At 69.5% G+C, this 26,045-nt stretch carries 23 protein-coding genes; 17 read left to right on the top strand and 6 right to left on the bottom strand.

Features of this window, described 5'->3' with window-relative positions; genetic code table 11:
* Positions 1-43: 43 nt before the first annotated feature.
* Together CPZ01_RS01325 and CPZ01_RS01330 are read left to right on the top strand one after the other, a co-directional pair.
* The gene (locus CPZ01_RS01325; RefSeq protein WP_096393064.1) at positions 44-1,216 is read left to right on the top strand and encodes a 3-dehydroquinate synthase II; all 1,173 of its coding nucleotides are present in this window, start codon (positions 44-46) and stop codon (positions 1,214-1,216) included.
* Between the two features lie 109 nt (positions 1,217-1,325).
* Entirely contained in the window at positions 1,326-1,943 is a 618-nt protein-coding gene (locus tag CPZ01_RS01330; RefSeq protein ID WP_096393065.1) for a hypothetical protein, read from the top strand.
* 643 nt (positions 1,944-2,586) lie between these two features.
* On the opposite strand, the gene CPZ01_RS01335 is transcribed toward CPZ01_RS01330, so the two are convergent.
* Positions 2,587-4,113 carry a carboxypeptidase M32 gene (locus CPZ01_RS01335; RefSeq protein WP_096393066.1) on the bottom strand — a complete coding sequence of 509 codons (1,527 nt, stop codon included), beginning with the start codon at positions 4,111-4,113 and terminating at the stop codon, positions 2,587-2,589.
* 145 nt (positions 4,114-4,258) lie between these two features.
* On the opposite strand from CPZ01_RS01335, the gene CPZ01_RS01340 reads away from it, so the two are divergent.
* From CPZ01_RS01340 to hflX, 3 genes are all read left to right on the top strand, one after another.
* Positions 4,259-5,305 (top strand): threonine aldolase family protein, encoded by a 1,047-nt coding sequence (locus CPZ01_RS01340; protein WP_096393067.1) that lies wholly within the window; start codon positions 4,259-4,261, stop codon positions 5,303-5,305.
* A 151-nt stretch (positions 5,306-5,456) separates the two neighbouring features.
* Positions 5,457-5,813, top strand: coding sequence for a DUF2209 family protein (locus tag CPZ01_RS01345; RefSeq protein WP_096393068.1), 357 nt, complete (start codon positions 5,457-5,459; stop codon positions 5,811-5,813).
* Positions 5,810-7,159: a GTPase HflX gene (gene hflX / locus CPZ01_RS01350; protein WP_096393069.1), complete on the top strand. Its 1,350-nt coding sequence runs from the start codon at positions 5,810-5,812 to the stop codon at positions 7,157-7,159. Before CPZ01_RS01345 ends, hflX begins: the two co-directional genes overlap by 4 nt.
* Positions 7,160-7,220: 61 nt before the next feature.
* Here hflX and CPZ01_RS01355 read toward each other — a convergent pair whose 3' ends face one another.
* On the bottom strand, positions 7,221-7,820 hold the full coding sequence (locus CPZ01_RS01355; RefSeq protein WP_096393070.1) for an NADPH-dependent FMN reductase: 600 nt from the start codon (positions 7,818-7,820) through the stop codon (positions 7,221-7,223).
* A complete protein-coding gene (gene sfnG, locus CPZ01_RS01360) occupies positions 7,817-8,965 on the bottom strand; it encodes a dimethylsulfone monooxygenase SfnG (protein ID WP_096393071.1) in 1,149 nt (382 codons plus the stop codon). The genes CPZ01_RS01355 and sfnG overlap by 4 nt, the downstream gene beginning before the upstream one ends.
* 277 nt (positions 8,966-9,242) lie before the next feature.
* On the opposite strand from sfnG, the gene acs (CPZ01_RS01365) reads away from it, so the two are divergent.
* From acs (CPZ01_RS01365) to CPZ01_RS01400, 8 genes are all read left to right on the top strand, one after another.
* Positions 9,243-11,210: an acetate--CoA ligase gene (gene acs, locus CPZ01_RS01365; protein WP_096393072.1), complete on the top strand. Its 1,968-nt coding sequence runs from the start codon at positions 9,243-9,245 to the stop codon at positions 11,208-11,210.
* 63 nt (positions 11,211-11,273) lie between these two features.
* A complete protein-coding gene (locus tag CPZ01_RS01370) occupies positions 11,274-11,513 on the top strand; it encodes a DUF2061 domain-containing protein (RefSeq protein WP_096393073.1) in 240 nt (79 codons plus the stop codon).
* A gap of 161 nt (positions 11,514-11,674) precedes the next feature.
* Positions 11,675-13,459: a bacterio-opsin activator domain-containing protein gene (locus CPZ01_RS01375; protein ID WP_096393074.1), complete on the top strand. Its 1,785-nt coding sequence runs from the start codon at positions 11,675-11,677 to the stop codon at positions 13,457-13,459.
* Positions 13,460-13,620: 161 nt separating this feature from the next.
* Complete coding sequence (gene acs / locus CPZ01_RS01380) at positions 13,621-15,615, top strand: acetate--CoA ligase (RefSeq protein ID WP_096393075.1); 1,995 nt, start codon at positions 13,621-13,623, stop codon at positions 15,613-15,615.
* A gap of 107 nt (positions 15,616-15,722) precedes the next feature.
* Complete coding sequence (locus CPZ01_RS01385; protein WP_096393076.1) at positions 15,723-16,268, top strand: DUF4212 domain-containing protein; 546 nt, start codon at positions 15,723-15,725, stop codon at positions 16,266-16,268.
* Complete coding sequence (locus CPZ01_RS01390; RefSeq protein WP_096393077.1) at positions 16,265-18,028, top strand: VC_2705 family sodium/solute symporter; 1,764 nt, start codon at positions 16,265-16,267, stop codon at positions 18,026-18,028. Before CPZ01_RS01385 ends, CPZ01_RS01390 begins: the two co-directional genes overlap by 4 nt.
* Positions 18,028-18,489 carry a universal stress protein gene (locus CPZ01_RS01395; RefSeq protein ID WP_096393078.1) on the top strand — a complete coding sequence of 154 codons (462 nt, stop codon included), beginning with the start codon at positions 18,028-18,030 and terminating at the stop codon, positions 18,487-18,489. The genes CPZ01_RS01390 and CPZ01_RS01395 overlap by 1 nt, the downstream gene beginning before the upstream one ends.
* Positions 18,490-18,596: 107 nt before the next feature.
* Positions 18,597-18,872, top strand: a complete 276-nt coding sequence (locus CPZ01_RS01400; RefSeq protein ID WP_096393079.1) for a hypothetical protein — start codon at positions 18,597-18,599, stop codon at positions 18,870-18,872.
* Positions 18,873-18,904: 32 nt separating this feature from the next.
* On the opposite strand, the gene CPZ01_RS01405 is transcribed toward CPZ01_RS01400, so the two are convergent.
* Both CPZ01_RS01405 and CPZ01_RS01410 read right to left on the bottom strand, forming a co-directional pair.
* Positions 18,905-19,561 carry an NAD-dependent epimerase/dehydratase family protein gene (locus CPZ01_RS01405; RefSeq protein WP_096393080.1) on the bottom strand — a complete coding sequence of 219 codons (657 nt, stop codon included), beginning with the start codon at positions 19,559-19,561 and terminating at the stop codon, positions 18,905-18,907.
* A gap of 70 nt (positions 19,562-19,631) precedes the next feature.
* Positions 19,632-22,325 (bottom strand): heavy metal translocating P-type ATPase, encoded by a 2,694-nt coding sequence (locus tag CPZ01_RS01410; protein ID WP_096393081.1) that lies wholly within the window; start codon positions 22,323-22,325, stop codon positions 19,632-19,634.
* Positions 22,326-22,560: 235 nt separating this feature from the next.
* Here CPZ01_RS01410 and CPZ01_RS01415 point away from each other — a divergent pair, with 235 nt between their 5' ends.
* From CPZ01_RS01415 to CPZ01_RS01430, 4 genes are all read left to right on the top strand, one after another.
* Positions 22,561-23,331 (top strand): MOSC domain-containing protein, encoded by a 771-nt coding sequence (locus CPZ01_RS01415; protein WP_096393082.1) that lies wholly within the window; start codon positions 22,561-22,563, stop codon positions 23,329-23,331.
* Positions 23,332-23,477: 146 nt separating this feature from the next.
* Positions 23,478-23,672, top strand: a complete 195-nt coding sequence (locus CPZ01_RS01420) for a cold-shock protein (RefSeq protein ID WP_004045866.1) — start codon at positions 23,478-23,480, stop codon at positions 23,670-23,672.
* Between the two features lie 118 nt (positions 23,673-23,790).
* Positions 23,791-24,366 (top strand): hypothetical protein, encoded by a 576-nt coding sequence (locus tag CPZ01_RS01425; protein ID WP_096393083.1) that lies wholly within the window; start codon positions 23,791-23,793, stop codon positions 24,364-24,366.
* A 142-nt stretch (positions 24,367-24,508) separates the two neighbouring features.
* Positions 24,509-24,946, top strand: a complete 438-nt coding sequence (locus CPZ01_RS01430) for a hypothetical protein (RefSeq protein ID WP_231899198.1) — start codon at positions 24,509-24,511, stop codon at positions 24,944-24,946.
* 45 nt (positions 24,947-24,991) lie between these two features.
* Here the strand turns inward: CPZ01_RS01430 and CPZ01_RS01435 are convergent, their stop codons facing one another.
* Positions 24,992-25,960, bottom strand: coding sequence for an oxidoreductase (locus CPZ01_RS01435; protein WP_096393084.1), 969 nt, complete (start codon positions 25,958-25,960; stop codon positions 24,992-24,994).
* Between the last annotated feature and the right edge of the window lie 85 nt (positions 25,961-26,045).

Genomic DNA, 26,045 nt, shown 5'->3' on the forward strand with positions numbered 1-26,045 from the left:
CCCTTCCGCAGTTTTCAAGCCGGCGGGCCGTGAGGTTCCGACAATGACACGCACGGTCTGGGTCAAAGCCGACGGCGCCGTCGGCGACTGGGAGGCGCGCAAGCGACGGGTCACGGCCGCCATCGAGGCCGGCGCGGACTGGGTGCTCGTCGACGAGGGCGACGTCGGCCGCGTCCGCGAGCTCGGCGACGTGAACGTGGCGGCGTTCCGCTCCGACGCCGACGTGATCGACGACGCCGAGAGCGACGCCGAGGCCGATGCGTACTTCGTCGGCAAGGGCGGCGAGGGCGACGGGACGATCGACATGCCCGAGGACCTCTCGGGCTCGGCCGACCTGACCACGCTGCGCCGCCGCGACGACCGCGCGCAGGGCGCGTACGTCCGCGTTCTGGGCACCGAGTACGAGGAGTTCGCCGAGGCCGCGGCCGACGAGGCCGAGTTCACCGTGATCGTCGGCGAGGACTGGTCGATCATCCCGCTGGAGAACCTCATCGCCCGGGTCGGCGACGAGACGCACCTGATCGCTGGCGCCACGACCGCCGCGGAGGCCCGGACCGCGTTCGAGACGCTGGAGATCGGCGCCGACGGCGTCCTCCTCGACGCGGACTCGCCCGACGAGATCCGCGGCGCGGTCGAGGCCCGCGACGCCGCCGACCGCGAGACGCTCGACCTCCGGCACGCCGAGGTGACCGAGGTCGAACAGACCGGGATGGCGGACCGCGTCTGCATCGACACCGGATCGCTGATGGACGACAGCGAGGGGATGCTCGTCGGCTCGATGTCTCGCGGGCTCTTCTTCGTCCACGCCGAGACCGCGGAGTCGCCGTACGTCGCCTCGCGCCCGTTCCGCGTGAACGCCGGCGCGGTCCACGCGTACGTCCGCAACGCCGAGGGCGGCACGAACTACCTCGCCGAGCTGTCGAGCGGCGACGAGGTACAGGTCGTCGACACCGACGGCCACACGCGCGAGGCGGTGGTGGGACGCGTGAAGATCGAGAAGCGCCCGATGTTCCGGATCCAGGCGGAGATCGAGACGGAGGACGGTACCGACCGCATCGAGACGCTCATCCAGAACGCCGAGACCGTGAAGATCGCGACGAGCGAGGGGCGGAAGGCCGTCACCGACGTCGAGCCCGGCGACGAGGCGCTCGTCTACTACGAGGACGTGGCGCGCCACTTCGGCGAAGCCGTCGAGGAGAGCATCATCGAGAAGTGAGGCGGTCGCGGTCGCGCGACCGCGACTCCGATCGCGCTCGGGGCGCGGAGAACCGGCCTGGATCGTGTCGACCCGAACGCATTTCACGGAGACTCCGGATCCGGTGTCCATGGCAGTCGCTGACGAAGGTAGCCGTCACGTCGCTGAGTCGGGATTCGTCGAACGAGTTCGCCACCTCGCGGACGCCGCGAACCCGGCGTTCGCGGCCGGGAGCTTCCTCGTGCCGCTGGCGTTTTTCGCCGCGAGCCTCGCGCTCGCGAGTACCGAACTCCTCTTTTATACCCACATCGCCGCCGGCGCGGTGTGGTTCGGCTTCGCGATCATCTTCCCGGCGATCATCGGGCCGACGCTGGGCGGCCTCGACGAGGAGGCGTCGGCCGCGGTGAACAGGACGCTGATTCCGAAGGCCGTCTTCTTCCTCGTCGGCTTCTCGCTGACGACGGTGTTGTCCGGGACGGTCCTGTTGACGCCTGACCTCGGGCTCGGCTACGGCTTCGGCGGGACGTGGTCCGGGCTCGCGCTCGGTCTGGGGTGGGGGCTGTTCGCGTTCGGGCTGGCGGTCCCACACCGGCTCCAGCTCAGCGCGTACTACGAGACGCTGTCGCCGGACCCGGACGCCGCCCGGCTCGAAGCGATCGAGAAGAAGAACCTGATCGTCGGCCTGTTCGAGGGCGCCGTGATGCTCGCGCTCATCGTATTGATGACCGGGTTCCGGCTGGGAATGTAACGGCGTTTGAACGCATGGGTTGAATACACGGTTTCACAGCAGTACGGAATACGGATTACGCATTTCGCAGCATACGCTCTTTTGGGGTGGCTAGCATGGTTGCGATCAGTACAGCGATCAATAGCGGAGGTGACGCAGATCGGCCGAGTGGTTGCTTATAAGTTGCGGCGAGTCCGCGGTGGAGTTTTCCAAAGTCTCCGTCAATCGTTTATAAATAAACATCCGTTGGCCGACAGAGAGCACCGCTAAAGCCCCAGCCGCTCGCTTATAAATGGTTAGCGATGAATCGGCGGAGACTACCTCCAAAGCCCCAGCCGCGAAGCCGCCGCACACTCGCTGTGCTCCTCACTCGTTCCGGTGCTTGCGTCGTCTGCGGCGGCTTCGCGGCTGCCCGTTTGAGTCCCACCCCGCACAGCCTCACACCTCCCCAGCCTCGTCAGTCGCCGTCGCTTCGCTCGGCGACTGACTCCCTCGCGCGGGCGGTTCGCGCCGCGTTGCGGCGCTCACCGGCACGCGCCACCGCCGTGTTTATTTATAAGTAATCGTCGCCGCTCACGGGTATTTAAATATCATACCGCTGCCGCCGGTCTGACTCATCCACTCCCCTAATCGGTCGCGGAGCAGACGAATCCTCGCAGCTACGTCAGATCCCGTACAGCTCGCCGTACTTCTCGTCGACGTAGTCGAGGAAGGCGTCCGCCGAGAAGTCCTCGCCGGTCGCCCGCTTCACGAGCTCGTTCGTCTCGTAGCGGGAGCCGTGCTGATGGACGTTCTCGCCGAGCCAGTCCTGGAGGTCGTCGAACTCGCCGTCGGCGATCTTCCCGTCGAGGTCGTCGATGTCGGCCTCGGCGGCCTCGAACAGCTGGGCCGCCATCACGGAGCCGAGCGAGTAGGTGGGGAAGTAGCCGAAGTTGCCGTGGCTCCAGTGGATGTCCTGGAGGCAGCCCTCGCTGTCGGTGTCGGGGCGGATACCGAGGTACTCCTCGTACTTGTCGTTCCAGACCTCGGGCACGTCCTCGACGTCGAGGTCGCCGCGGATCAGGTCGCGCTCGATCTCGAACCGGATGACGATGTGGAGGTGGTAGGTGAGCTCGTCGGCCTCGACGCGGATGAGGTTGTCCTCGTACACCTGGTTGAACGCCTCGTAGGCGTCCCGGACCGTCGCCTCCTCCGTCTGCGGGAAGTGCTCCTGGAAGATCGGGAGGAACTGCTCCCAGAACGCCTCGCTGCGCCCGACGTGGTTCTCCCAGAGCCGCGACTGCGACTCGTGGACCGAGAGGTCGCGCGACTCGCCGAGCGGCGTGCCGAAGTGCTCCTGCGGCAGCCCGAGGTTGTACTGCGCGTGGCCGTACTCGTGGATCGTCGAGCCGACGGCGCCGAGCGGGTCCTCCTCGTCGAAGCGGGTCGTCACGCGGCAGTCGAACTGGTTGCCCGAGGTGAACGGGTGCGAGGAGACGTCGAGGCGACCGCGGTCGAAGTCGTAGCCGACGAGCTCCAGCGCGTCTCGGGAGAGCGCTTCCTGCTCCTCTTCGGGGAACGTCCCCTCGAAGGTGTCGACCGCGAGGTCGACGTCGGACTCGCGGATCTCGTCGATCATCGGGACGAGCGCCTCGCGGAGCTCGGTGAGGATCGACTCGGCGCGCTCCATCGACAGGCACGGCTCGAACTCCTCGAAGAGGACCTCGTAGGGGTCGCGGTCGGGGTCGATGTGCTCGGCGTACTCGCGCTTCAGCTCGACGTGCTTCTCGAGGTAGGGGGCGAACTCATCGAACTCGTCTTCGGCCTTCGCCTCCTCCCACGCCTGGAGCGCCTCGGAGCCGGTCTCGGAGATCTCCTCGACGAGCTCGACCGGGACGGCGTCGGCGCGCTCGTACTCGCGGCGGACCTCGCGGACGACCGCCGCCCGCTCCTCGGTGAGGTCGGCGTCGTCGAGCTCGTCGAGCAGCTCGCCCGTCTCGTCGGCGGTGACCATGTCGTGCTGGACGGAGGAGAGCGCCGAGAGCTGCTTCGACCGGGCCGGCGTGCCGCCCTCGGGCATCATCACCTGCTGGTCCCAGCCGAGGACGCCGGAGGCGCTGCCGACCGCGTTCCACCGCTCGACGCGGTCGAGGAGGGCGTCGTAGGCGTCCGGTACGTCGGCTGCGTCGTCTGGCGCGGCTTCCGTTGCCATACGCGACGGATCGATCCCGGTCGTTAAATAGGGACCGAACGCGGAACCCGCTCGTTCCGCGCGCGGAACCGCCGAATTCCCTCGCAGCCGCGACCGGCCGCGAGCGCGAGATATATGCCCGGCGCCGCGGAACGGCCTACAACCGATGTCCGACGACGACTTCATCGACCTGCGGTCCGACACTGTCACGGCGCCCTCGGACGAGATGCGCGACGCGGCCGCGACCGCCGAGGTCGGCGACGACGTGTATCGCGACGACCCGACGGTCAACGAGCTGGAGCGCCGGGCGGCCGAGGCGGTCGGCACGGAGGCGGCGCTGTACGTGCCCTCCGGGACGATGGCGAACCAGATCGCGGTCCACGCGCACACGGAGCCGGGCCAGGAGCTCCTCTTGGAGCGCGAGTCGCACATCTACCGCTGGGAGCTGGCTGGCGCGGCCAAGCTCTCCGGCGTCCAGACGCGGACGGTAGACGCCGGCGAGCGCTGCGTCCCGACGCCCGAGGCGGTCCGCGAGGGGCTCGTCGACGAGGACCTCCACCGCCCCGGGACCGGCCTGCTCTCCCTTGAGAACACGCACAACTACCGCGGCGGCAAGGCGATCCCGGTCGATCGGATCGCGGCCGCGGCCGAGGCCGCACGCGACGCCGACGTGCCGATTCACCTCGACGGTGCGCGCGTGTTCAACGCCGCGGTCGCGCTCGGCGTCGACGCGAGCGAGATCGTCGCCCCCGTCGACAGCGTCACCTTCTGCCTCTCGAAGGGGCTCGGCGCCCCCGTCGGCTCGATCCTCGCCGGCGACGAGGCGTTCGTCGAGGACGCGCGCCGCGTCCGCAAGCTGTTCGGCGGCGGGATGCGGCAGGCCGGCATCATCGCCGCGCCCGGCCTCCGCGCGCTGGAGAACGTCGACCGCCTCGCCGAGGACCACGCCAACGCGGAGCGGCTCGCGGCCGGCCTCGACGCGCTCGACGGCGTCGACGCGCCCGCGCCCGACACCAACATCGTCGTCGCGCACACCGAGGACGCCGGCATCCCGGCCGAGTCGCTCTACGCGGCGTGTAAGGAGGCCGGCGTCGGCTGCGTCGAGTTCGCGGACTACACGACGCGGTTCACCACCCACCTCGACGTCGACGAGGCCGACGTCGACGAGGCGGTCGAGCGGATCGCGGCCGTCGTCGACGACCTCCGGGACTGACGGGACGGGTCCGCCCCCGACTTGAGGTTCGGCACGGAAACGTTCAACTCGGCTGCCGACCAACGCCCACTCATGGGTACGCAGGTAGTCGACGCGAACGCGCGGACCGGCCGAACCGTGGTGAACCGCACCCGCCCCTGAGGTCGTCGGCGTGGACATCAGCGGGCGCCACGAGGAGGACGGCGAGTACCTGATGGTCGCGGCCGCGGTCCACGCGCGCGTCGACTCCTCGCGGATCCGGTCGGTGGAGGGGGTCGGGTTCGCCGCCGCGCGCGAGGGGCCGACGCTGGAGGCGACCGTCGCGCTCGTCGCCGAGGCGGTCGGGGACCTCCCGACGCCGCCGGACGGTCCGATCGTCGCGGAGGGCGGCGAGTTCTACGAGGAGCCGGCGGAACGCGTCGGCCTCAGCTTCCAGCCCGACTTTAAATACGTCGAGAGCATAGGCGAGCGCGAAACAGTGCAGGCAGCACACCACGCCGCGTACGCCGCTCGGGACCTCCTCCGATGACCGGGGACGCCGGAGCGGCGGACGCCGACGCCGAGTCGCCGACCGAGGGACGCCGCGCAGTCGTCGCCAAGCGGGTCGATAGCGGGACGGCCGACCTCGCAGAGATCTCACAGCTCGCGGCCGCCGCGGGCTACGAGGTGGTCGGCGAGCTCACCCAGACTCGCACCGAGGACGCCGCCTTCATGTTCGGCGAGGGGAAGGTCGCGGAGCTACGCGACCTCGTCCGCCGCACCGACGCCGACGCGGTGATAATCGACAACGACGTCGGGCCGTATCAGACGTTCAACGTCGGCGGGAAGCTCCCCGAGGGCGTCGAGGTCGTCGACCGGTTCACGCTCATCCTCGAAATATTCGGCCAGCGCGCCGACACCCGGAAGGCGCAGCTCCAGGTCGACCTCGCGGAGCTGCGGTACGAGCTGCCGCGCGCGGAGGCGAAGGCGAGCCTCGCGAAACGCGACGAGCGACCGGGATTCATGGGGCTCGGCGAGTACGACGAGAGCGTCGAGCGCGACATCAAACGGCAGATCTCGGAGATCCGTGACGAGCTGGAGTCGATCGCGGAGAAGGAGGAGGCGCGGCGCGAGCAGCGCCGCGACTCCGGCTTCGACCTCGTCGCGCTCGCGGGCTACACTAACGCGGGGAAGTCGACGCTGATGCGCCGGCTCGCGGACGAGCTGGAGGTCGACGAGAACGCCGACCGCCACCGCGACCTCGACACCACCGCCGAGTCACAGGATATGCTGTTCACGACGCTCGGCACCACGACGCGCCGGGCGGAGATGGAGAAGCGCGACGTCCTCCTCACCGACACGGTGGGGTTCATCGCGGACCTCCCGCACTGGCTCGTGGAGTCGTTCGAGTCGACGCTCGACTCCGTCTACCGGGCCGACCTCGTGCTGCTCGTCGTCGACGCCAGCGAGCCGGTCGAGGAGATGCGCGAGAAGCTCGTCACGAGCCACGACACGCTCTACGAGCGCAACGAGGCGCCGGTCGTCACCGTGTTCAACAAGATCGACCGGCTGGAGCCCGGGGGGCTCGCGGACAAGCGCGCCGCGCTCTCGGGCGTCGCGCCCGACCCGATCGCCGTCTCGGCGAAGACCGGGGCCGGGGTGGCCGAACTCCGTGACCGCGTCGAGGGCGAACTCCCCGACTGGGAGCGAGAGCGACTCGTCCTCCCCGTCTCGGACGACGCGATGAGCCTCGTCTCGTGGGTCCACGACCACGGGTACGTCGCCGAGGAGACGTACGCGGGCGGCCAGGTGACGGTGGACTTCGAGGCGAAGCCCTCCATCGTCTCTCGGGCCCGCGCGAAGGCGGCCGAAATCGCGCCCGCCGAGTCGGCGTGAGGGGTCGCCTCGACGACGCGACCGGGTCCGGTTCGCGGCGGGACGGTGGGACGGCTCCGGCTCAGAACTGCGGGCCGAGCGACCCGAGCGCGTCGCTCTTCTCTATCGCCCGCGCGAGGTCGACGGTCGCGGCCCCGAGGGTTTCCAGCCGCTCTCGGACGGCGTCGTCCGCCACCTCGCGGGACTCGAAGTCGTCGTCGCTCGCGTACACGCCGTCGACGACGTGGGCGCCGAAGAAGGCGAAGACGGGTCGGAGCTCCTGATCGACCGCGAGGTAGTGGTGATCCGTCGCGCCGGTGGCGACGAGCCCGACCGCGGCGTCCTCGAACGGCGCCACGTCGGCCTGCCACATGCCGCGCGGGACCATGTCGAGCAGGTTCTTCAGCGCCCCGGAGTAGGAGCCGCGGTAGACCGGCGTACCGACGACGTAGGCGTCGGCCGCGACGATCCGTTCGAGCGCGGCCGCGGTGTCGCCTTCGTACTCGTCGAGCCCGCGTCCGTCCGCGGTGACGAGGTCGTACTCCGCGAGGTGGAGTACCTCCGTCTCGACCCCGTCGCTGGCCGAATCGGCCGCTTCGAGCGCGGTCTCCACCGCGCTGCGGGTCTTCGACTCGGTCGAGACGCTGCCCGCGATCCCGAGGACGGCGGTCGCGTCGGTCACCGCGCCACCTGCGCGCCAGCTATCTCTTCGACCTCGTCGCCCCCCTCGATCTCGTCGAGATCGAGCGGGTCGGCCTCCTCGACCCGCGGGATGATCGTCTCGCCGAACCGCTCCAGTTCCTCGTCGTAGTGGAGGAACCCGGCGAGCACGATGTCGATCCCGATCGCGTCGAGCTTCCGGATCCGCTCGACGATCTGGTCGTCGGTCCCGATGAGTCCGGTCTTGAACCCGTCGTTGTACTGGACCAGGTCCTCTACGTCGGAGTCGGCCCACATCCCCTCGCCTTCGGCGGACGACTGCCCGGCCTGTTTCACCTGATCCTGGAACGCCTCGACCGCCTCGTCGGTCGCGTTCTCGATGATCCCCTCCAGCGTCTCCTTCGCCCCGGCCTCGGTGTCGCGCTGGATGACGAAGGCGTTCGCCGCGAACCGCGGCGGCTCCGTGTCGAACTCCGCGGCGTACTCCTCGACGTCCTCGATCACGGCGCGGATCTCCTGAAGGCTCCCGCCGTTGATGAACAGCACGTCGGCGTTGCGCGCGGCCATCTTCCGGGCCGCCTGCGAGTTGCCGCCCTGGAACACCTGCGGGTACGGCTCCTGGACCGGCTTCGGCTCCAGTGGCGCGCCCTCGAAGCCGTCGATGTCGCGGCCGATCGTGTAGAACCGGCCGTCGTAGGTGGCACGCTCCTCCGTCCACAGCGCCTTCATCGCCTCGATGAACTCCTCGGAGCGGGCGTACCGCTCGTCGTGGGCGAGCCACGACCGGCCGAACCCGGTGAACTCGCCTTTGAACCAGCCGGAGACGACGTTGATCGAGAAGCGGCCGTCGCTGATGCGGTCGGCGGTGGCGATGAAGTTCGCCAGCGGGCCGGGCTCCCACAGCCCGGGGTGGACGGCGCCGATGACGTGGAGGGTCTCGGTCTGCGCCGCCAGCGCGTTCGCGATCGACAGCGCCTCCAACTGGCGGTCGGCGCCGTAGCTCCCGAAGAACCGGGCCTGTGCGAGCGCGTAGTCGAAGCCGACGTCCTCCGCCGTCCGCGCCAGGTCGAGGTTGTACTCGTACGTCCAGTCGGTGTCCATCTCCCAGTCGGAGACGACCAGCCCGCCGCTGACGTTCGGTACCCAGTAGGCAAACTCCGTGTCCATACCCCTCATCCGGTCGGTTCACGGGTAAGGGACCCCGTAGTGGCGAGTCATGGCGCTGCTCCCCGGAGACGGCAATGGTTGACGCTCTCTCGGATCCGCGGGACGAACGGGACGCCGCCGGCCGGTCCGCATCGGCGTCCCGGCCGTTCCACTCGGCAGGGGCCGATCACTTCGATGAGGCAGGGGCTCAATTATGCCCTGCCGGCGGGGATCCGGTTACCCTCAGCTGCCGGGGATCCGGACAAAGTATACATCCCTTGGATTGCGAACTGGTATCATGGACGACGTCGGAGTCGACGGGTGGCGAGCGAGCGGGGTCGCTGACGGCGACGCCGTCGAGCCACCGGCGGGATTTCGCGACCGGGCCGTCGCAAGCGACGCGGGGATATACGAGCGGTTCGACCGCGAGGGCCCGGAAGCGTGGCGCGCGGCCGCCGACCTGCTGACGTGGGACCGGGAGTACGAGACAGTCCTCGACGACTCCGAGCCGCCGTTCTACGAGTGGTTCCCCGACGGGCGGCTCAACGCCGCGGCGAACTGCGTCGACCGCCACCTCGACGACCGCCGGAACCAGCTCGCGATCCGGTGGTTCGGGAAGCGCGGCGAGCGCCGGTCGTACACGTACCTCGACCTCCACCGCGAGGTGAACGCGGTCGCGGCCGGGCTCCGCGACCTCGGCGTCGAGGAGGACGACGTGGTCACGCTGTACCTGCCGATGGTCCCGGAGCTGCCGATCGCGATGCTGGCGTGCGCGCGCATCGGTGCGCCGCACAACGTCGTCTTCGCGGGGCTGTCCGCGGAGGCGCTCGCGACGCGGATCGACGCGGCCGACTCCGAGTACCTGATCACCTGCGACGGCTACTACCGCCGGGAGGACGCGTTCAACCAGAAGTCGAAGGCGGACAACGCTCGGATCCGCGCCGAGGGGGAGCTGTCGGCCGCGGTCGTCGTCGACCGCCTCGGCGACGAGCTGGCCGTCTCGCTGGGCGACGACGAACACGAGTACGACGCGCTCGTCGAAGCGCACGACGGCGAGACGGTCGAGCCGGTCGCCCGCGACGCGACAGACCTCCTCTTCGTGATGTACACCTCGGGGACGACCGGGCGGCCGAAGGGGGTCGAGCACGCCACGGGCGGCTACCTCGCGCACGTGGCGTGGACGACGCGGAAGGTCTTGGACGTGCGCCCCGACGACACCTACTGGTGCGCCGCCGACATCGGCTGGATCACCGGTCACTCCTACGGCGTGTACGGCCCGCTCGCGACCGGCACGACGACCGTGCTGTACGAGGGGTCGCCCGACTACCCCGACCGCGACCGCGTCTGGGACCTGATCGAGCGCAACGCGGTGAGCGTCTTCTACACCTCACCGACGGCGATCCGGTCGTTCATGAAGTGGGGCGCGGAGTACCCCGAGTCGCACGACCTCTCGTCGATCCGCCTGTTGGGGACCGTCGGCGAGTCGATCACCCCGAAAGCGTGGCGGTGGTACCGCGAGCACGTCGGCGGCGGCGACGCCCCAGTGGTCGACACCTGGTGGCAGACGGAGACGGGGGCCATCTCGCTCGCCACCCTCCCCGGGATCACGCCGATGAAGCCGGGGAAGGTCGGCCCGCCGCTGCCGGGCATCGACGCCCGCGTCGTCGGCGAGGACGGCGAGCCGGTCGACCCCGGCGAGTCGGGGTACCTCACGCTCGCCTCCCCGTGGCCGGGGATGCTACGCGGGCTCCGCGAGGGGGACGAGCGCTACCTGCGGGAGTACTGGGTGGAGGGCGAGGACGGCTGGCGCTACCGCACCGGCGACGGCGCGACCGTCGACGAGGACGGCTACGTCACGATCCTCGGACGCGTCGACGACGTGATCAACGTCCGCGCCCAGCGGTTCAACACCGGCGAGTTAGAGGCGGCCATCGTCGACGCCGACGGCGTGACCGAGGCCGCGGTCGTCGGCGACGGCGACGGGCACATCGTGGCGTACGTGACGACGAAGAGCGACGTCGAGCCCGGCGAGCCCCTACGCGAGGCCATCGCCGACCGGCTGGCGAGCGTCGTCGGCGACGTGGCCCGGCCCGACCGCGTCGTGTTCACCCCCGAACTCCCGAAGACGCGGTCGGGGAAGATCATGCGGCGACTCCTGGAGGACATCGCCCGCGGCGAGGAGTTCGGCGACGTGAGCGCGCTCCGGAATCCGGAGGTCGTTGGCGAGATCGAGTCGACCGTTCGGGAAATGGGTAACCAGATATAATTTCATTTTGCGTTTTGGGGAACAGGTAGTAGTTACTTACCGTCGGCGACCGAACGACCGTACATGCACACCACCGTCTTCTCGCGGGACGCGATCCACGCCCGTCGCCGCGCGGTCGTCAAGACCCTCTGCTACCGGGCGCTGATGGTCACGATCACGGTGCTGGTCGCGTGGCTCGTCGTCGCCGACATCGGCCAGGCGGCGAGCATCGGCCTCGCGACCAACGCCGTAAAGACGCTCACTTACTACGGCTACGAGCGCCTGTGGGACCACGTCTCCTGGGGCGTCGGCGCGTCGAGGTGACCGGCGACCGTCGTTTCGGAGCACCGGACAAAACCGAAACCGCTCGGTCGGAAAGCGGCCGCGATAAGGGGAGCTATCGCGACGGGACGGGAGGCTCCGCCGCAGAAAGGGGCGTTTTCCGGAACAGTTTTGTTTCGGCTGCTTGTTGAGTTCCGAAACGAATGGTCGACGGCCTCGACGCGGACGCGTACGACGCGCTCGTCACCGCCGCGGAGACGTATCGCGCGGCGCTCGTCGTCAGGCTGGCGGGCGAGGCCGGGCTCCGAACCGACGAGATCACCCGCGTCGCACCGCGACACCTGCGCGAGGCGGAGTCGGTCGCGGACGCGCGACTCCTCGCGGTCCCCGCGGGCGACGACGGGAGCGAGGAGGGTGAATCACCCTCGTCCGACGACGAACCGGTCGACCGCGAGACCGTCGTTCCGGCGTCGCTGGCGGCAGACCTCGACCGGTACGCGACGAGCGAGGGGCTCGACGACGACGACCCGTACGTCGACGTCTCGTCCCGGCGCGTCCAGATGATCGTGAGCGAGACGGCGGCGCGGGCGGCCGGCCTCACCGACGCCGCGCTCGACGAACGGGTCACCCCCAGTTCCCTCCGGAAGACGTTCGCCCGGCGGCACCTCGTCGAGCGCGACGCCGACCCGCGGGCGGTCCGGGACGCCGGCGGCTGGGAGTCGCTGGGCACGCTCGACCCGTACCTCGACCCGCTCGACGGCGAGGCGCTCGCGGCCGCCATCGCCGGCGACGATCGGGACGGCGACGCGTCCGCGATGCGGGGCGAGACGACCGTCTTACCGGGGTTCGAGGCGCTCGCGGACCCCGATGGTGCGGCCCCGGCAGCGGCCGTCGCCGCCGGACTGATCGAGGCCGACCGCTGGGCCGAGGCGTGGGTCGTCCGCCGGGCGGTCGGCGGCGAGCGGGCCGACGTGGCAACGGCGGCGGGCGTCGACCGGGAGGCGCTCGCGGACCGCGGCGTGACCGCCGGAGGACCGTGGCTTGACGCGATCACTGACGGCGCGCCCGCGGCGACCGACGGGCGTCAGGGGACCGCGGGGCGGCCCGCCGTTGCGGTCCCCGCGGCCTACGAGGGCGTGGTCCACGGCGCGCTCTGCGTCGTCGCGGCCGACGACGACCCGGTCGACGAGCCCGAACGCCGAGCGCTCGCCGCCCTCGGGGGGTGTCTCGGCCGCGCGATCACCGCTGACCGGTGGCGGGAGCTGCTCCACTCCGACGCGGTCACCGAGGTCGAGTTCCACACGACCGACGACGCCGCGTTCCTCGCCCGCGCGAGCGAGCGACTGGACTGCCGGATCGAGCTGGCGTCGACCGTCGACGTCGACGACGACGTCTCACGGGCGTACCTCTCCGTCGACGGCGCTCGCCCACAGGACTTCGCGGCGGTCGTTGAGGCGGCGACGGGCGTCTCCGACTTCCGGGTGATAGAGACCGGCGAGGACGGCTGTTCGGCGTCGGTCCGCCTCGCGGACGGGTCGCTCGTCAGGGCGCTCATCGACCACGGTGCGACCGTGCGCGACGCGTCCGCCGCCGACGGCCGGGTCCGCGTCGTCGCCGACTTCCCCGAGGGAACGAACGTCCGCCCCGTCGCGGACGGGCTGCGCGACCGGTTCGCGGACGTCAGGCTCGCGAGTAAGGAGTCGGTCGCGCGGTCGCCGCGCACGGAGTCGTCGCTGCGGGACGGCGTCGCCGACCGGTTCACGGACCGCCAGTGGGCCGCGCTGTCGGCGGCGTACCACGGCGGCTACTTCGACTGGCCGCGCGGGAGCACGGCCGAGGAGGTGGCCGACGCGATGGACGTCTCGTCGCCGACGTTCCACAACCACCTCCGGAAGGCCCAGCGCGCCCTCCTCGACGGCGTCTTCGAGGACGGCGCGGACCGGCCGATTCGGGAGGGCGACGAGCGGGCGACACCGCCGGGCGGGTGACCGGAGGGGTCTCGGGGCGACGGCCCCGCCCCGGTCGACCGCACACGGTTGCGGCCCCGCCCGACGGCGCGACTCCCGCCCCGTCCGGCCGGAGTCTATCACGATTTTTTGTATTTAGCGTCAGCGTTTATATGCCGATATTGGTTGGATACGACCGTACCATGACAGAGGGAGACGGCCAACTGGAAGCGAGATTAGCGGAACAGGAGGTATTCGAGCCGTCGGAGTCGTTCGTCGAGCAGGCGAACGTCTCCGACCCAGAGATATACGAGGAGTTCGACGAGAACTGGCCCGAGTGCTGGGAGACGGCCGCCGACCTGCTGGAGTGGGAAACCGACTACGACCAAGTGCTCGACGACAGCAACCCCCCCTTCTACGAGTGGTTCACGGGCGGCGAGCTGAACGCGTCGGCGAACTGCCTCGACCGACACCTCGACGAGCGCGGCGACGAGGCCGCCATCGAGTGGGTCGGCGAGCCCGTCGACGAGGACGACCGCACGTACACGTACGAGGAACTCCACCGCGAGGTGAACGAGTTCGCGGCCGCCCTTCGGGAGCAGGGCGTCGAGGAGGACGATGTCGTCACGATGTACATGCCGATGATCCCGGAGCTGCCGATCGCGATGTTGGCCTGTGCGCGCATCGGCGCGCCCCACAGCGTCGTGTTCGCCGGGTTCTCGGCCGACGCGCTGGCGACGCGGATGAACTCCGCGGACTCCGAGTACCTCGTCACCTGCGACGGCTACTACCGCCGCGGCGACCCGCTCGACCACCTCGACAAGGCGAACGAGGGGCTCTCGGGCGTCGACCACGAGACGACCACGGTGGTCGTCGACCGGCTCGGGCCGAACGGCGACGACTTCGGCCACGACCTCGGCGACGACCAGATCGACTACGGCGACCTCGTCGCGGAACACGAGGGCGCCGAGGTCGAGCCGGTCACGCGCGACGCCGAGGACATGCTGTTCCTGATGTACACCTCGGGGACGACCGGGAAGCCGAAGGGCGTGAAACACACGACCGGCGGCTACCTCTCGTGGGTGTCGTGGACCTCGCAGTCGGTGCTCGACATCAAGCCGGATGACACCTACTTCTGTTCGGCCGACATCGGCTGGATCACGGGGCACTCGTACATCGTCTACGGGCCGCTTTCGCTCGGTACGACGACGATGATGTACGAGGGGACGCCGGATCACCCGGAGCGCGACCGCCTCTGGGAGATCGTCGAGGAGCACGAGGCGACCCAGCTGTACACCGCCCCGACCGCGATTCGGGCGTTCATGAAGTGGGGCTCGAAGTTCCCGGACCGCCACGACCTCTCCTCGCTGCGGCTGCTCGGCACGGTCGGCGAGCCGATCAACCCGCGCGCGTGGAAGTGGTACTACCAGCACATCGGCGACGAGGAGTGCCCCGTCGTCGACACGTGGTGGCAGACCGAGACCGGCGGGATGATGGTGACGACGCTGCCCGGCGTCAAGGACATGAAGCCCGGCGCCGCGGGGCCGCCGCTGCCCGGGCTCGACGTCCAGATCCTCGACACGCTCGGCGACGAGGTAGAGCCCGGAAAGGCCGGCTACCTCACGGTACAGAAGCCGTGGCCCGGCATGCTCCGGACGCTGTACAACAACGACGAGCGCTACATCGAGGAGTACTGGGCGGAGTACTCCGACACCGACAGCGACGACCCTGACGACTGGGTGTACTTCCCGGAGGACGGCGCGAAGATCGACGACGACGGCTACATCACCGTCCTCGGCCGCGTGGACGACGTGCTCAACGTCTCCGGCCACCGACTGGGGACGATGGAGATCGAGTCGGCGATCGTCGGCGTCGAGGGCGTCGCCGAGGCCGCGGTGGTCGGCGGGAACCACGACATCAAAGGCGAGGCGGTGTACGCCTACGTCACCACCGAGGACGGCTACGAGGGCAACGACGAACTCCGCGAGGCGATCGTCGCGGGCGTCGAGGACGCCATCGGCCCGATCGCCCGGCCCGAACAGGTCGTGTTCACGCCCGACCTGCCGAAGACCCGGTCCGGGAAGATCATGCGCCGCCTGCTCGAGAACATCGCTGACGGCGAGGAGCTCGGGAACACGAGCACGCTTCGGAACCCGGAAATCGTCGAAGAGATCCAGCAGAAGGCAAACGCCGAGTAGCGCTCGGCGACCCGTTTTCAACTGTTCCACTCACGACCACGACAGACTACACGACGACAACCATCACGAAAAAACCACACAAACGAACTCACAACACACGACAAAACATGACAGATAATACCTCACGCGAACGAGACGATGCGGTCGCCGACGGTGGCCGCGCAACAGATAACGCGGTCACCGATGGTGGCCGCGCAACTGACGACGCGGTCACCGATGGTGGCCGCGCAACTGACGACGCGGTCACCGATGGTGGCCGCGCAACTGACGACGCGGTCACCGACGGCGGCGTCGCCTCCTCGGGAGCCGCACAGACGCACAACAACACCGACTACCTCGGAGCGGAGGTGAACATCCTGAATCCGAGCACGCCGTACATGCGCGATCACCTGCGCATCGTGTGGTCGGGGTTCGCCGTCTGGGTCCTCGCGGTGTGGGGGCCGGTGACCCTGACGCGGATCGCCCCCGGTCCGATGACGCAGCCGATGCCAATCTTACAGTTCCCGCTTCACTACTTCCTCGTCGCGTTCGGCGCGCCGACCAGCGCGCTGATCTTAGCGTTCTGGTACTCGCGCAAGCGGGACGCGCTCGACGAGAAGTACGGTATCGAGCACGGTGACGTCGCGGCGACCGACGGAGGTGCCGACGAATGACGGCGAGTTCGCTCCTCCTACAGAGCGACCTCCTGCCGGAGGCGCTCAACATCTCGTTCAAGGTGGGGCCCGCAGTCCTCGTGATCGGGATGTTGGGGCTGTTCCTCACGATCGGATTCGTCTTCCGTGTCGCCGACACCGAGGACATGTGGGTCGCCGGTCGGTCCATCGGGAACGTCGAGAACGGGATGGCGATCGGGGCGAACTGGATGTCCGCCGCCTCGTACCTCGGCATGGCGGCGTCGATCGCGCTCGCGGGGTTCTACGGGCTGGTGTACGTCGTCGGCTGGACAACGGGGTACTTCATCCTGCTCATCTTCCTCGCCGCGCAGCTGCGCCGGTTCGGGAAGTACACGGCGCCGGACTTCGTCGGCGACCGATTCAACTCCGACACCGCGCGCGCCATCGCTGCGGTGACGACGTTCCTCATCGGCTTCGTCTACGCCATCGGACAGGCGAAGGGGATGGCCTTGGTCGGCCTGTACATCTTCGGTAACTACGGGGGTCTCATCCCCGGCCTCGACGGGTACCAAGTGATGGTCGTCGCCATGATGGTCGTCACCGTCGGCTACCTGACGCTGTCCGGGATGCTGGGCGCCACGAAGAACCAGGCGGTCCAGTACGTCATCCTCATCCTCGCGTTCGTGGTCGGCCTGTTCGTCGTCGGCTGGACGAACGGCTACTCCACGGTGCTGCCGCAGCTGGAGTACGGCGCGCTGATCAGCCAGCTCGGCAGCGAGTTCTCCGAGCCGTTCGCCTCGTCGAGCTACTACCTGTGGGTCGCGACGACGTTCTCGCTGATCGTCGGGACCTGCGGGCTCCCGCACGTGCTCGTCCGGTTCTACACGGTCGAGAGCGAGCGGACGGCCCGCTGGTCGACGGTCTGGGGGCTGTTCTTCATCTGCATCCTTTACTGGAGCGCTCCCGCGTTCGCGGCGTTCGGGACCGACCTCTACTCGCAGAACGTCGGTGCGACGTACGGTGACCCCGGCATGACGAGCGCGGCCAGCGAGGTCATCGTCGTGCTGGCGACGCAGCTTTCGGGGCTGCCGCCCTGGTTCGTCGGCATCGTCGCGGCGGGCGGTATCGCCGCGGCCATCGCGACGGTCGCCGGGCTGTTCATCGCCGGTTCGTCGGCGATCAGCCACGACATCTACACGAACATCATCAACGAGGACGCGACGCAGCGCCAGCAGATCCTCGTCGGCCGCCTCTCGATCGTTGCGCTGGGCGCGCTGACCACGCTGGCGGCGCTCAACCCCGCATCCTCGATCGCGGCGCTCGTGGGATACGCGTTCTCGCTCGCCGGCTCCGTCCTGTTCCCGATGTTCTTCCTCGGCATGTGGTGGGAGAACGCCAATCGGCAGGGCGCGCTCGCCGGCATGACCACCGGACTCACGCTCTGGTCGCTCCCGATGATCAACCAGATCGTGCCGACGTACATCGGTTCGCTCGAAGCGCCGCTGTCGGCGGGGCTGGCGCAGTGGATGCCCGCCATCGGCTCGGCGCTCATCACGCTCCCGATCGTGTTCGTCGTCACCATCGCCGTCTCGATGGCCACCGACGAGCCGTCGCTCGAGACGAAGCGGATCGTCCGGCAGTGTCACAGCCCCGAACCGATGGGCCAACAGGAGACCGCCGAGGACGTCGTCGCCGACGGCGGCGAGGACGTCGCGACCGACGGCGGCCGCGCAATGGACGACGCGGCCGCCGAGTGCGACCGCGCAGTTGAGGAAGACGAAAACACGGAGGAGCGATAATGTACGACCGAATACTCGTTCCCACGGACGGCAGTGACGTCGCGGAGGCCGCCGTCGACCACGCGCTCGACCTCGCGGAGAAGTACGACGCCGAGGTCCACGCGCTGTACGTGGTCGACATCGACTCCGTGAACTTCAGCCTCGGCACCGAGCAGGTCGACCGGCTCAAGCAGGGCCGGTTCGACGAGATGGGTGAGCTGAAAGAGCAGGCCGACGAGGCGACCGGCGTGGTCGCCGACCGCGGAGCCGAACGCGGCGTCGATATCGTCGAGCACGTCTCCGGCGGTCGACCGCACAAGGTGATCGGCGACTACGCCGAGAACCACGACATCGACCTCATCGTGATGGGGAGTCACGGCCGCGCGGGCGTCCGCCGCGCGCTGCTGGGCAGCGTCACGGAGCGCACCCTGCGCTCGACGCACGTGCCCGTTCTCGTCGTCGACTACCTCGACGAGGACTGAGGTCGCCGCACCGGGAGCGAACCGCCCGGTCCGCGAACCGTTTCCTCGCGCGGTCGACCCCGCGCGATTCCGCAACACCGACGTATCCCCTCTTCCACACTCAGTTCATGCCCGACTCGGACGCCACGGAGACGCCGGACGACCAGCCGACCGACCCGAGCGTCGCCGACCGCGCCCGGCACGTACTCAGCGAGAACGGCACCGGGATGCTCCAGGACCTGCTGTTCGCGCTCGTGTGGGTGGGGCTCGCGTCGGCGCTGTACAACGTCGCCTTCTCGACGGCCCCGCAGTGGGTGCTGTACATGTTCATGCTCGCGGGGATCCCGGCGTACTTCGGCTTCTTCATCTCGCTGGAGATGGCCAAGGAGCGCAGCGCGCGCTGACGGCTTTTTTTAATCAGGTATCGCTCCGCCGTTCACCCGGCGAGGTCGCGGATATCGGAGACGTCGAGCAGTCGCTCGTCCGGGTCCAGCGCGGCGCGATACGTCGCCCGCGCGACGGTGTCGACGGAGAGCGGTCGCGCCTCCCCGAGCCGCGACGCGAGCGGCGGCGCGCTCGCGACGAACCGGAGGACGCGGTCGACGACGCCGGGGAGGTGCGGCTGTCCCGGGCCGTAGACGGGACCGGGCCGGAGGGTGACAACGTCGAGATCGAGGTCGGCGATGGACGCCTCGGCGCGGCGCTTCGCCGTCAGGTAGGCGTTTCGAACGCCGGGCGGCTTCGCCGCCGCCGAGAGGAAGGCGAACGCGTCGACGCCGGCGCGCTCCGCCTCCAGCGCCGTGAGGAGGGCGGCGTCCCCGTTGACGCGCTCGAAGGTGACTCCCTCCCTCGGCGCCTCGGCGAGCGTCCCGACCGAGTGGACCACGGCGTCGACGCCGTCGAGGCGGTCGCGCCACGCGTTCGGGCGGAAGAGGTCGGCGCTCGTCCACGAGACGGCGTCCGCCCACGCCTCGTCGACATCGGGGCGGCCGCTCCGCGAGACGCTGCGGACCTCGTGGTCGTCGCGGACCGCGAACCGGCACACGTCGCGTCCGATGAAGCCGCTGCCGCCGACGACGAGGAGGGTCGACATGTGCCGGCGTACGCGCCGCGTCGTCTTGGGGCTTCGGGACCGCTGGCGGAGAAGGGAGATTGGGCCGCGCTCAACGCCGCAGGAACCCGAGGAGCCTGTAGTCGCCGTCGGGGTCGTACCGGCGGAACAGGAGGCTGTTCGTCAGCACCGACACCGAGGAGAACGCCATCGCCCCGGCCGCGAGGACGGGCTGGAGCAGCCCGAGCGACGCCAGCGGGATCATCGCCGTGTTGTAGCCGAGCGCCCACACGAGGTTCTGTTTGATCTTCTGGAGCGTCGCGTCCGAGACGCGGATCGCCTTCACGACGTCGAGCGGGTCGTCGCGCATCAGCGTCACGTCGGCGGCCTCGATGGCCACGTCGGTCCCGCTCCCGATGGCGGTGCCGACGTACGCGACCGCGAGCGCCGGCGCGTCGTTGACGCCGTCGCCGACCATCATCGCCCGGCGACCGTCGGACTGGATCTCCTCGACCGCGTCGGACTTGTCCTCCGGGAGGACGCCGGCGCGGACGTTGTCGGGGTCGATGCCGACCCGCTCGGCGACCGCGCGGGCGGTGCGCTCGTTGTCGCCCGTGATCATCATCACGTCGATGCCGCGGTCGCGGAGCTGACTCACCGCCTCTTCGGCGCTCGATTTCACCGTGTCCGCGTCGGCGACGACGCCCATGAGCTCCCCGTCGTCCGCGCCGTCTCGAATCCGGGCGACGAGCATCGCCGTCTTCCCCTCGCTCTCTAAGCGTTCCATCGTCTCGGCGGCGGGCGCAGGGTCGATCCCCGCGTCGCGCAGCAGCTTCCGGTTGCCGACCAGCACCTCGTCGCCGTCGACGGTCGCCCTCACCCCGTGTCCGGGGACGTTCTCGAAGTCCTCCGGGTCGGCGAGGTCGAGTCCGCGCGACTCGGCGCCGTCGACGATCGCCTGAGCGAGGGGGTGTTCGCTGCCGCGCTCCGCGCTCGCGGCGAGCCGGAGGACCTCGTCCTCGTCGGCCCGCGCGCCGGTCCCGGCGGCCCCGTCCGCGTCGTCGGCGGCCGTCGCGTCGTCGTCCGTCGCCTGCGCGTCGCCGCCCTCGGCGACAGCGCCGCCGTCGGGGACGCGCTCGTTGCCGACCGCGACGACGTCAGTGAGTTCCATCTCGCCTCTCGTGAGCGTCCCCGTCTTGTCGAACACCGCGGTGTCGACGTCCTTCGCGCGTTCGAGGACGTCGCCGCCCTTGAACAGGACGCCGTGTTGCGCGCCGATGGTGGTGCCGACCATCGTCGCGGCCGGCGTCGCGAGGCCGAGCGCGCAGGGACACGCGATCAGGACCGAGGAGGCGAAGACGACGATCGCGAACTCGAACACCGAGACGGTCCCGCCGACCACCGCGGGGCCGCCCGCGACCTGTCCCCACAGCGGAAGTCGGTCGACGAACGCGGCGAGCGTCTCGGGGAAGGCGAACCAGACGACGCCCCAGAACAGCGCGTTCGCGATGACCGCGGGCACGAAGTACGCGGAGATGCGGTCCGCGAGGTTCTGGATGTCGGGCTGTCGGGACTGCGCCTCCTTCACCGTCTGGACGATCTGCTGGAGCGCGGTGTCCGCGCCGACCTTCGTCGCCTCGACGACGAGGAGCCCGTTCTCGTTGATGGTGGAGCCGACGACCTCGTCGCCCTCCGACTTCTCCACCGGGACGGACTCGCCGGTCACCATCGACTCGTCGACCGCGGACTGCCCCTCGACGACGACCCCGTCGGTCGGGACCTGCTCGCCGGGGCGGACCTTCATCCGGTCGCCGACCTCGACCTCGTCGATCGGGACCTCGCGCTCGGTCCCGTCCTCGTCGACGAGGGTCGCGGTGTCGGCCTCCATCTCCAGGAGCTTCCGGAGCGCCTCCCCGGCCTGCCCCTTCGAGCGGGCCTCGAGGTAGTTGCCGAGCGTGATGAACACGAGGATGAGCGCCGCCGTGTCGAAGTAGACGCTCCCGGCGACCAGGTTGAGGAGGACCGCGACGGAGTAGACGTACGCCGTCGTCGACCCCAGCGCGATCAGCACGTCCATGTTGGCGCGCCCGTTCGTGACGAGCGCCTTGTAGGAGTTCACGTAGAACGGGCGACCGAGGACGACCTGGACCGGCGTCGCGAGCGCGAACGCGACCCAGTGGATCCCGACGCCGAAGAGCCGGTCCGGCACGACCGCACCCCCGAGGAGGAGGTTGTCGACGAGGAAGAAGAGCAGCGGCGCGGACAGCGCGGCGCCGAACAGCGTCAGGCGGCGCTGCTTTCGGATCTCGGCGTTCCGAGCCGCGTCGCGCGCGCTCTCGCCCGAGCCGTCGCCCTCGCCGTCCGCCTCCTCGCCGCCGCCCTCGCCCTCGCGCACCGGCGAGTAGCCGGCGTCCTCGACGGCGTCGTACAGCGCCGACAGCGAGGTCTCGGCGGGGTTGTACCGCACCTGTGCCTCGTCGGTCGCGTAGTTCACGTCGGCCTCGACGACGCCGGGCACGGACTCTAAGGCGTCGCGGTTCGCGTCCGCGCAGTTCGCGCACGTCATGTCGGTGATCGCCACGGTCGCCGTCTCGGAGACCGCCCCGTAGCCCGACTCCTCGATCGCGTCGTAGACCGCCGCGAGCGACGTCTCCTCCGGGTCGTACTCGACGGTCGCCTCGTCCGTGGCGTAGTTCGCGTCGGCTCGCGTGACGCCGTCTATCGACTCCACGGCGTCGCCGACGGTCGCCGAACAGTTGGCGCAGCTCATCCCCGTGATGTCGAGGTGGGTGGTTCTGGTGCTCATCTTGTGTAGTACTAGGGGCTACTCCCTTAGTGCGTTTTCCCCTTCGAAACCAAAGCTATCGACCGCCGATATCTTCGGATCGAAAGCGGTAGCGGCCCGAAGACCTCCGACAGGGAACCGACGAGAGCGAAATCGGTCGGAACGCCCCGTCTCCGTCCCCGGTCCGAGTCACCGGCCCAAGTCACCGGAACGCGCCGAAGAAAGACTATTGGAAGCGGCGCCTCGTACCCACGACATGGCCCGTTTGGAGCGACTCACGGTGTTTCCGGTGAAGGGGTTAGACGGGGTCGACGTCGAGGCCGCCCGGGTCCTCGACGGCGGGACGCTGAAACGCGACCGCGAGTTCGCGCTGTTCGACGCCGACGGCGACGTCGTCAACGGGAAGCGGACCGACCGGGTCCACGACCTCTCGACCGACTTCGACACCGAGTCGGGCGCGCTCCGGGTCGAGACGCCCGACGGGACCGTCCGGCGGTTCGACCTCGACGGGGAGCCCGCCCGCGCCGCCGAGTGGTTCGGCGACTTCTTCGACGCGGAGCTCCGGCTCCGGCGCGACGAGTCGCTCGGGTTCGTCGACCGCCGGGAGATGGGCCCCTCCGTCGTCAGCACGGCGACGCTGGAGGCGGTCGCCTCGTGGTTCGATGGAATGACCGTCGAGGGGGCGCGCCGCCGCCTCCGCGCGAACGTCGAGGTGTCGGGCGTCCCGGCGTTCTGGGAGGACCGGTTCGTCGGCGACGGGGCGCCGGCGTTCGAGATCGACGGCGTCCGCGTCGAGGGCGTGACGCCCTGCGGTCGGTGCGTCGTCCCGGAGCGCGACCCCGACACCGGCGAGCCGACGCCGGAGTTCCGCGAGCGGTTCGTTCGGCGGCGCGAGGCGACGTTCCCCGAGTGGGCCGACGAGGACGCGTTCGACCACTACTACACCTTGATGACCATCGCGCGGATACCCGAGCGCGACCGCGGCGAGACGCTCCGCGTCGGCGACGAGGTCACGGTCCGCGCGTAAGCGAGGGCGACCTCGTCGATCGAACGCGATCGATCCAGCGCGGAAATTCCCTTCTAAGCGGCGAATACGCCCGAGAGAGCGCGGGCGGCGGCGATTCAGCGCGGCACACAACACTTATCACCTCGTCGGGAGACAGTTAGGATGCGATGGCGACAGGCAAGGTTGACTTCTTCAACGACACTGGCGGCTACGGATTCATCGAGACTGACGACGCTGACGAGGACGTGTTCTTCCACATGGAAGACGTCGGCGGCCCGGACCTCGAGGAGGGACAGGAGGTAGAGTTCGAGATCGAGGAGGCGGACAAGGGTCCGCGCGCGACGAACCTCACTCGGCTGTAGCTCGTTCGGCAGTATCCGCTACCGGCGAACTCGGACAGCTCTCGAAACGCGTTCCGCGTATATTATCACCGCGAGCGACAGCGCCGCCGTTTTGGTCGCAGAGCCGGAAGCGGCGCGCATGGAGGCAGACGATCCCGACGCCGACGGTCCCGACGCGAACGCCCGCGACCTCGACGCGTTCGTCGCCGAGAACCTCGACCGCTACGCCGAGACGCAGGGCGTCCTCCCGGAGCGGCTGGAGGAGTTCGGCGAGGCGTACCGGTCGCAGGGGCACCTGACCCGCGATCAGCTGTACGAGATCGCCTACGAGTCGTCGACGCGGAGCGCCTATCACGTCGAAAAGAACCCCGAGTCCCGGTGCCGGGAGGTGACCCGCAACGCCCGCGCCGTCGACGGCGACTTCTCGACGGTCCACCTGCTCACCGGCCTCGCCGGCTTCAAGGCGCCGACCGCGTCGTGCGTGCTGGCCGCGCTCGACGGCGACCGCCACGCCGTCGTCGACACGCGGGTCTGGGCGTCCTTGGAGCGGCTCGGCTACCTCGACGGTCGCAAGGAGTCGTTCGACGCCGCAGACTACGTAACGATGATCGAGCCGATCCGCCAGATCGCCGACGAGACCGAGCACCGCGCGGTCGACGTGGGATACGCGCTGTTCGCGCACGACGCGCACGTCCGAGAGGGGACGCTCCACTGACACCTTCGAGAGACCGGAGCCGAGGACCGATCAGCTCTCGGAACGGGTGGACCTCGGAGCGGTCGGACGCAGGAGAGTGCGCTCCGAGCGAGGCGGAGCCGGAAGCCGGATATTCAAGTCGGTCCGGCGAGATGCGCGTGACATGGCCTCCCGCAGACGATTCCTCCGAGCCGGGGCGGCGGGCGCTCTCGCCGGCCTCGCGGGGTGTTCGGCGGTCCCGGCTCCGCGGCCGATGCTGGACCTCACCGTGAGTAACGTGCGCGACACCGCCGTCTACCTCGGCGTGCGGTTCTTCCGGCCGGACGTCGCCGAGCGGAGCGAGGCGCTCGTCTACCGCAACAGCGTCGAGATTCCACCCGGGGACTCGGACGACCCTTGGACGGCCGAGGACGTCGTCTCGGACCGGCCGTACCGGATCGAGATCGAAGACCGGAGCGCCCGGAGTTCACATCACTACCACTACCGACCGGACTGTTCCGACGACGATCCGTACGATATCGGCGTCCTCGTCCGATTCAACCCGGACGGCGGCGTCACCTTCTCGCAGACCACGTGCTCGTCCGACGCGCCCTTCCTGTAGGCTCCGGAGTGGGACCGCACGCGAGATCCGAAGGCGTCGCGCCGCTCACAGCGGGTACTCGACGGCGGTCGCCTCGGTCGAGTACTCCCAGAGCCGCCGGGCGTCCTCGCGGTCGTAGGAGGCGTCGTTCGACCGGCCGACGGTCGGGTGCCCGCGCATGTTCATGAGGCCGCCGGGCTCGACGTAGGCGCCGCCGTCGACGTCGGTCGTCGCGGCGAACAGCATCGGCTCGACCCCGATCTCGGGGGATTGTCCCAGCACCGCGTTCGCGGCCGTCATCGCGACCTTCATCAGGGGGTTGCCGCTCTCGGCCGCGGTCCGCATCTGGAGGTTCGTGTCGGTGTAGCCGGGGTGGCAGGCGACGCTGCGGATCCCCGGGTCGTCTGTCTCGTCCGTCTCGCCGCGCGCCGCGTCGAGGCGCCGCTGGAGCTCGTAGGCGAACAGCAGGTTCGCGAGCTTACTGCGCCCGTACGCCTTCCACTTGCCGTACGACGCCTCCCAGTTGAGGTCGGCGAAGTCCATCTCGCCCTGCTCGTGGGCGCCCGACGACTGGGTGACGACGCGCGCGTCGCCACCGATGCCGTCGGCGTCTTTTAAAAGGGAGAAGAGCCGCCCGGTGAGCGCGAAGTGGCCGAGGTGGTTGACGCCGAACTGCGTTTCGAAGCCGTCCTCGGTCTCGCTCCGCGGGATCGCCATCACGCCGGCGTTGTTACAGAGAATGTCGACCGCGTCGTAGTCGTCGTTCAAGCCCTCGGCGAACGCCTCGACCGAGTCGAGCGAGGCGAGGTCGCACTCGCGGACGTCGAGTTCGCCGTCGACCTGGCCGCCCGCGTCGGTGCGGATCTCGCTGGCCGCCGTCTCACCGCGCTCGACGCTCCGGCACGCCATCACGACGATCGCGCCCCGGGCGGCGAACGCGCGGGTGCCCGCGTAGCCCAGCCCGCTGTTCGCCCCCGTGACGACGACCGTCTTCCCGTCCAGTCGCGGCATCTCGTCGGTCGTCCAGTCTGCCATGGGGTACCGAAGGGGTGTCACGGGGAGAAACCTGTCGGCCGGATCGGACGTTTCCCGTTCGTGCGAGAGGTTCTCGATCGGGGCG

This window comes from Halorubrum trapanicum (assembly GCF_002355655.1).
Taxonomy (GTDB): Archaea; Halobacteriota; Halobacteria; order Halobacteriales; family Haloferacaceae; genus Halorubrum; species Halorubrum trapanicum_A.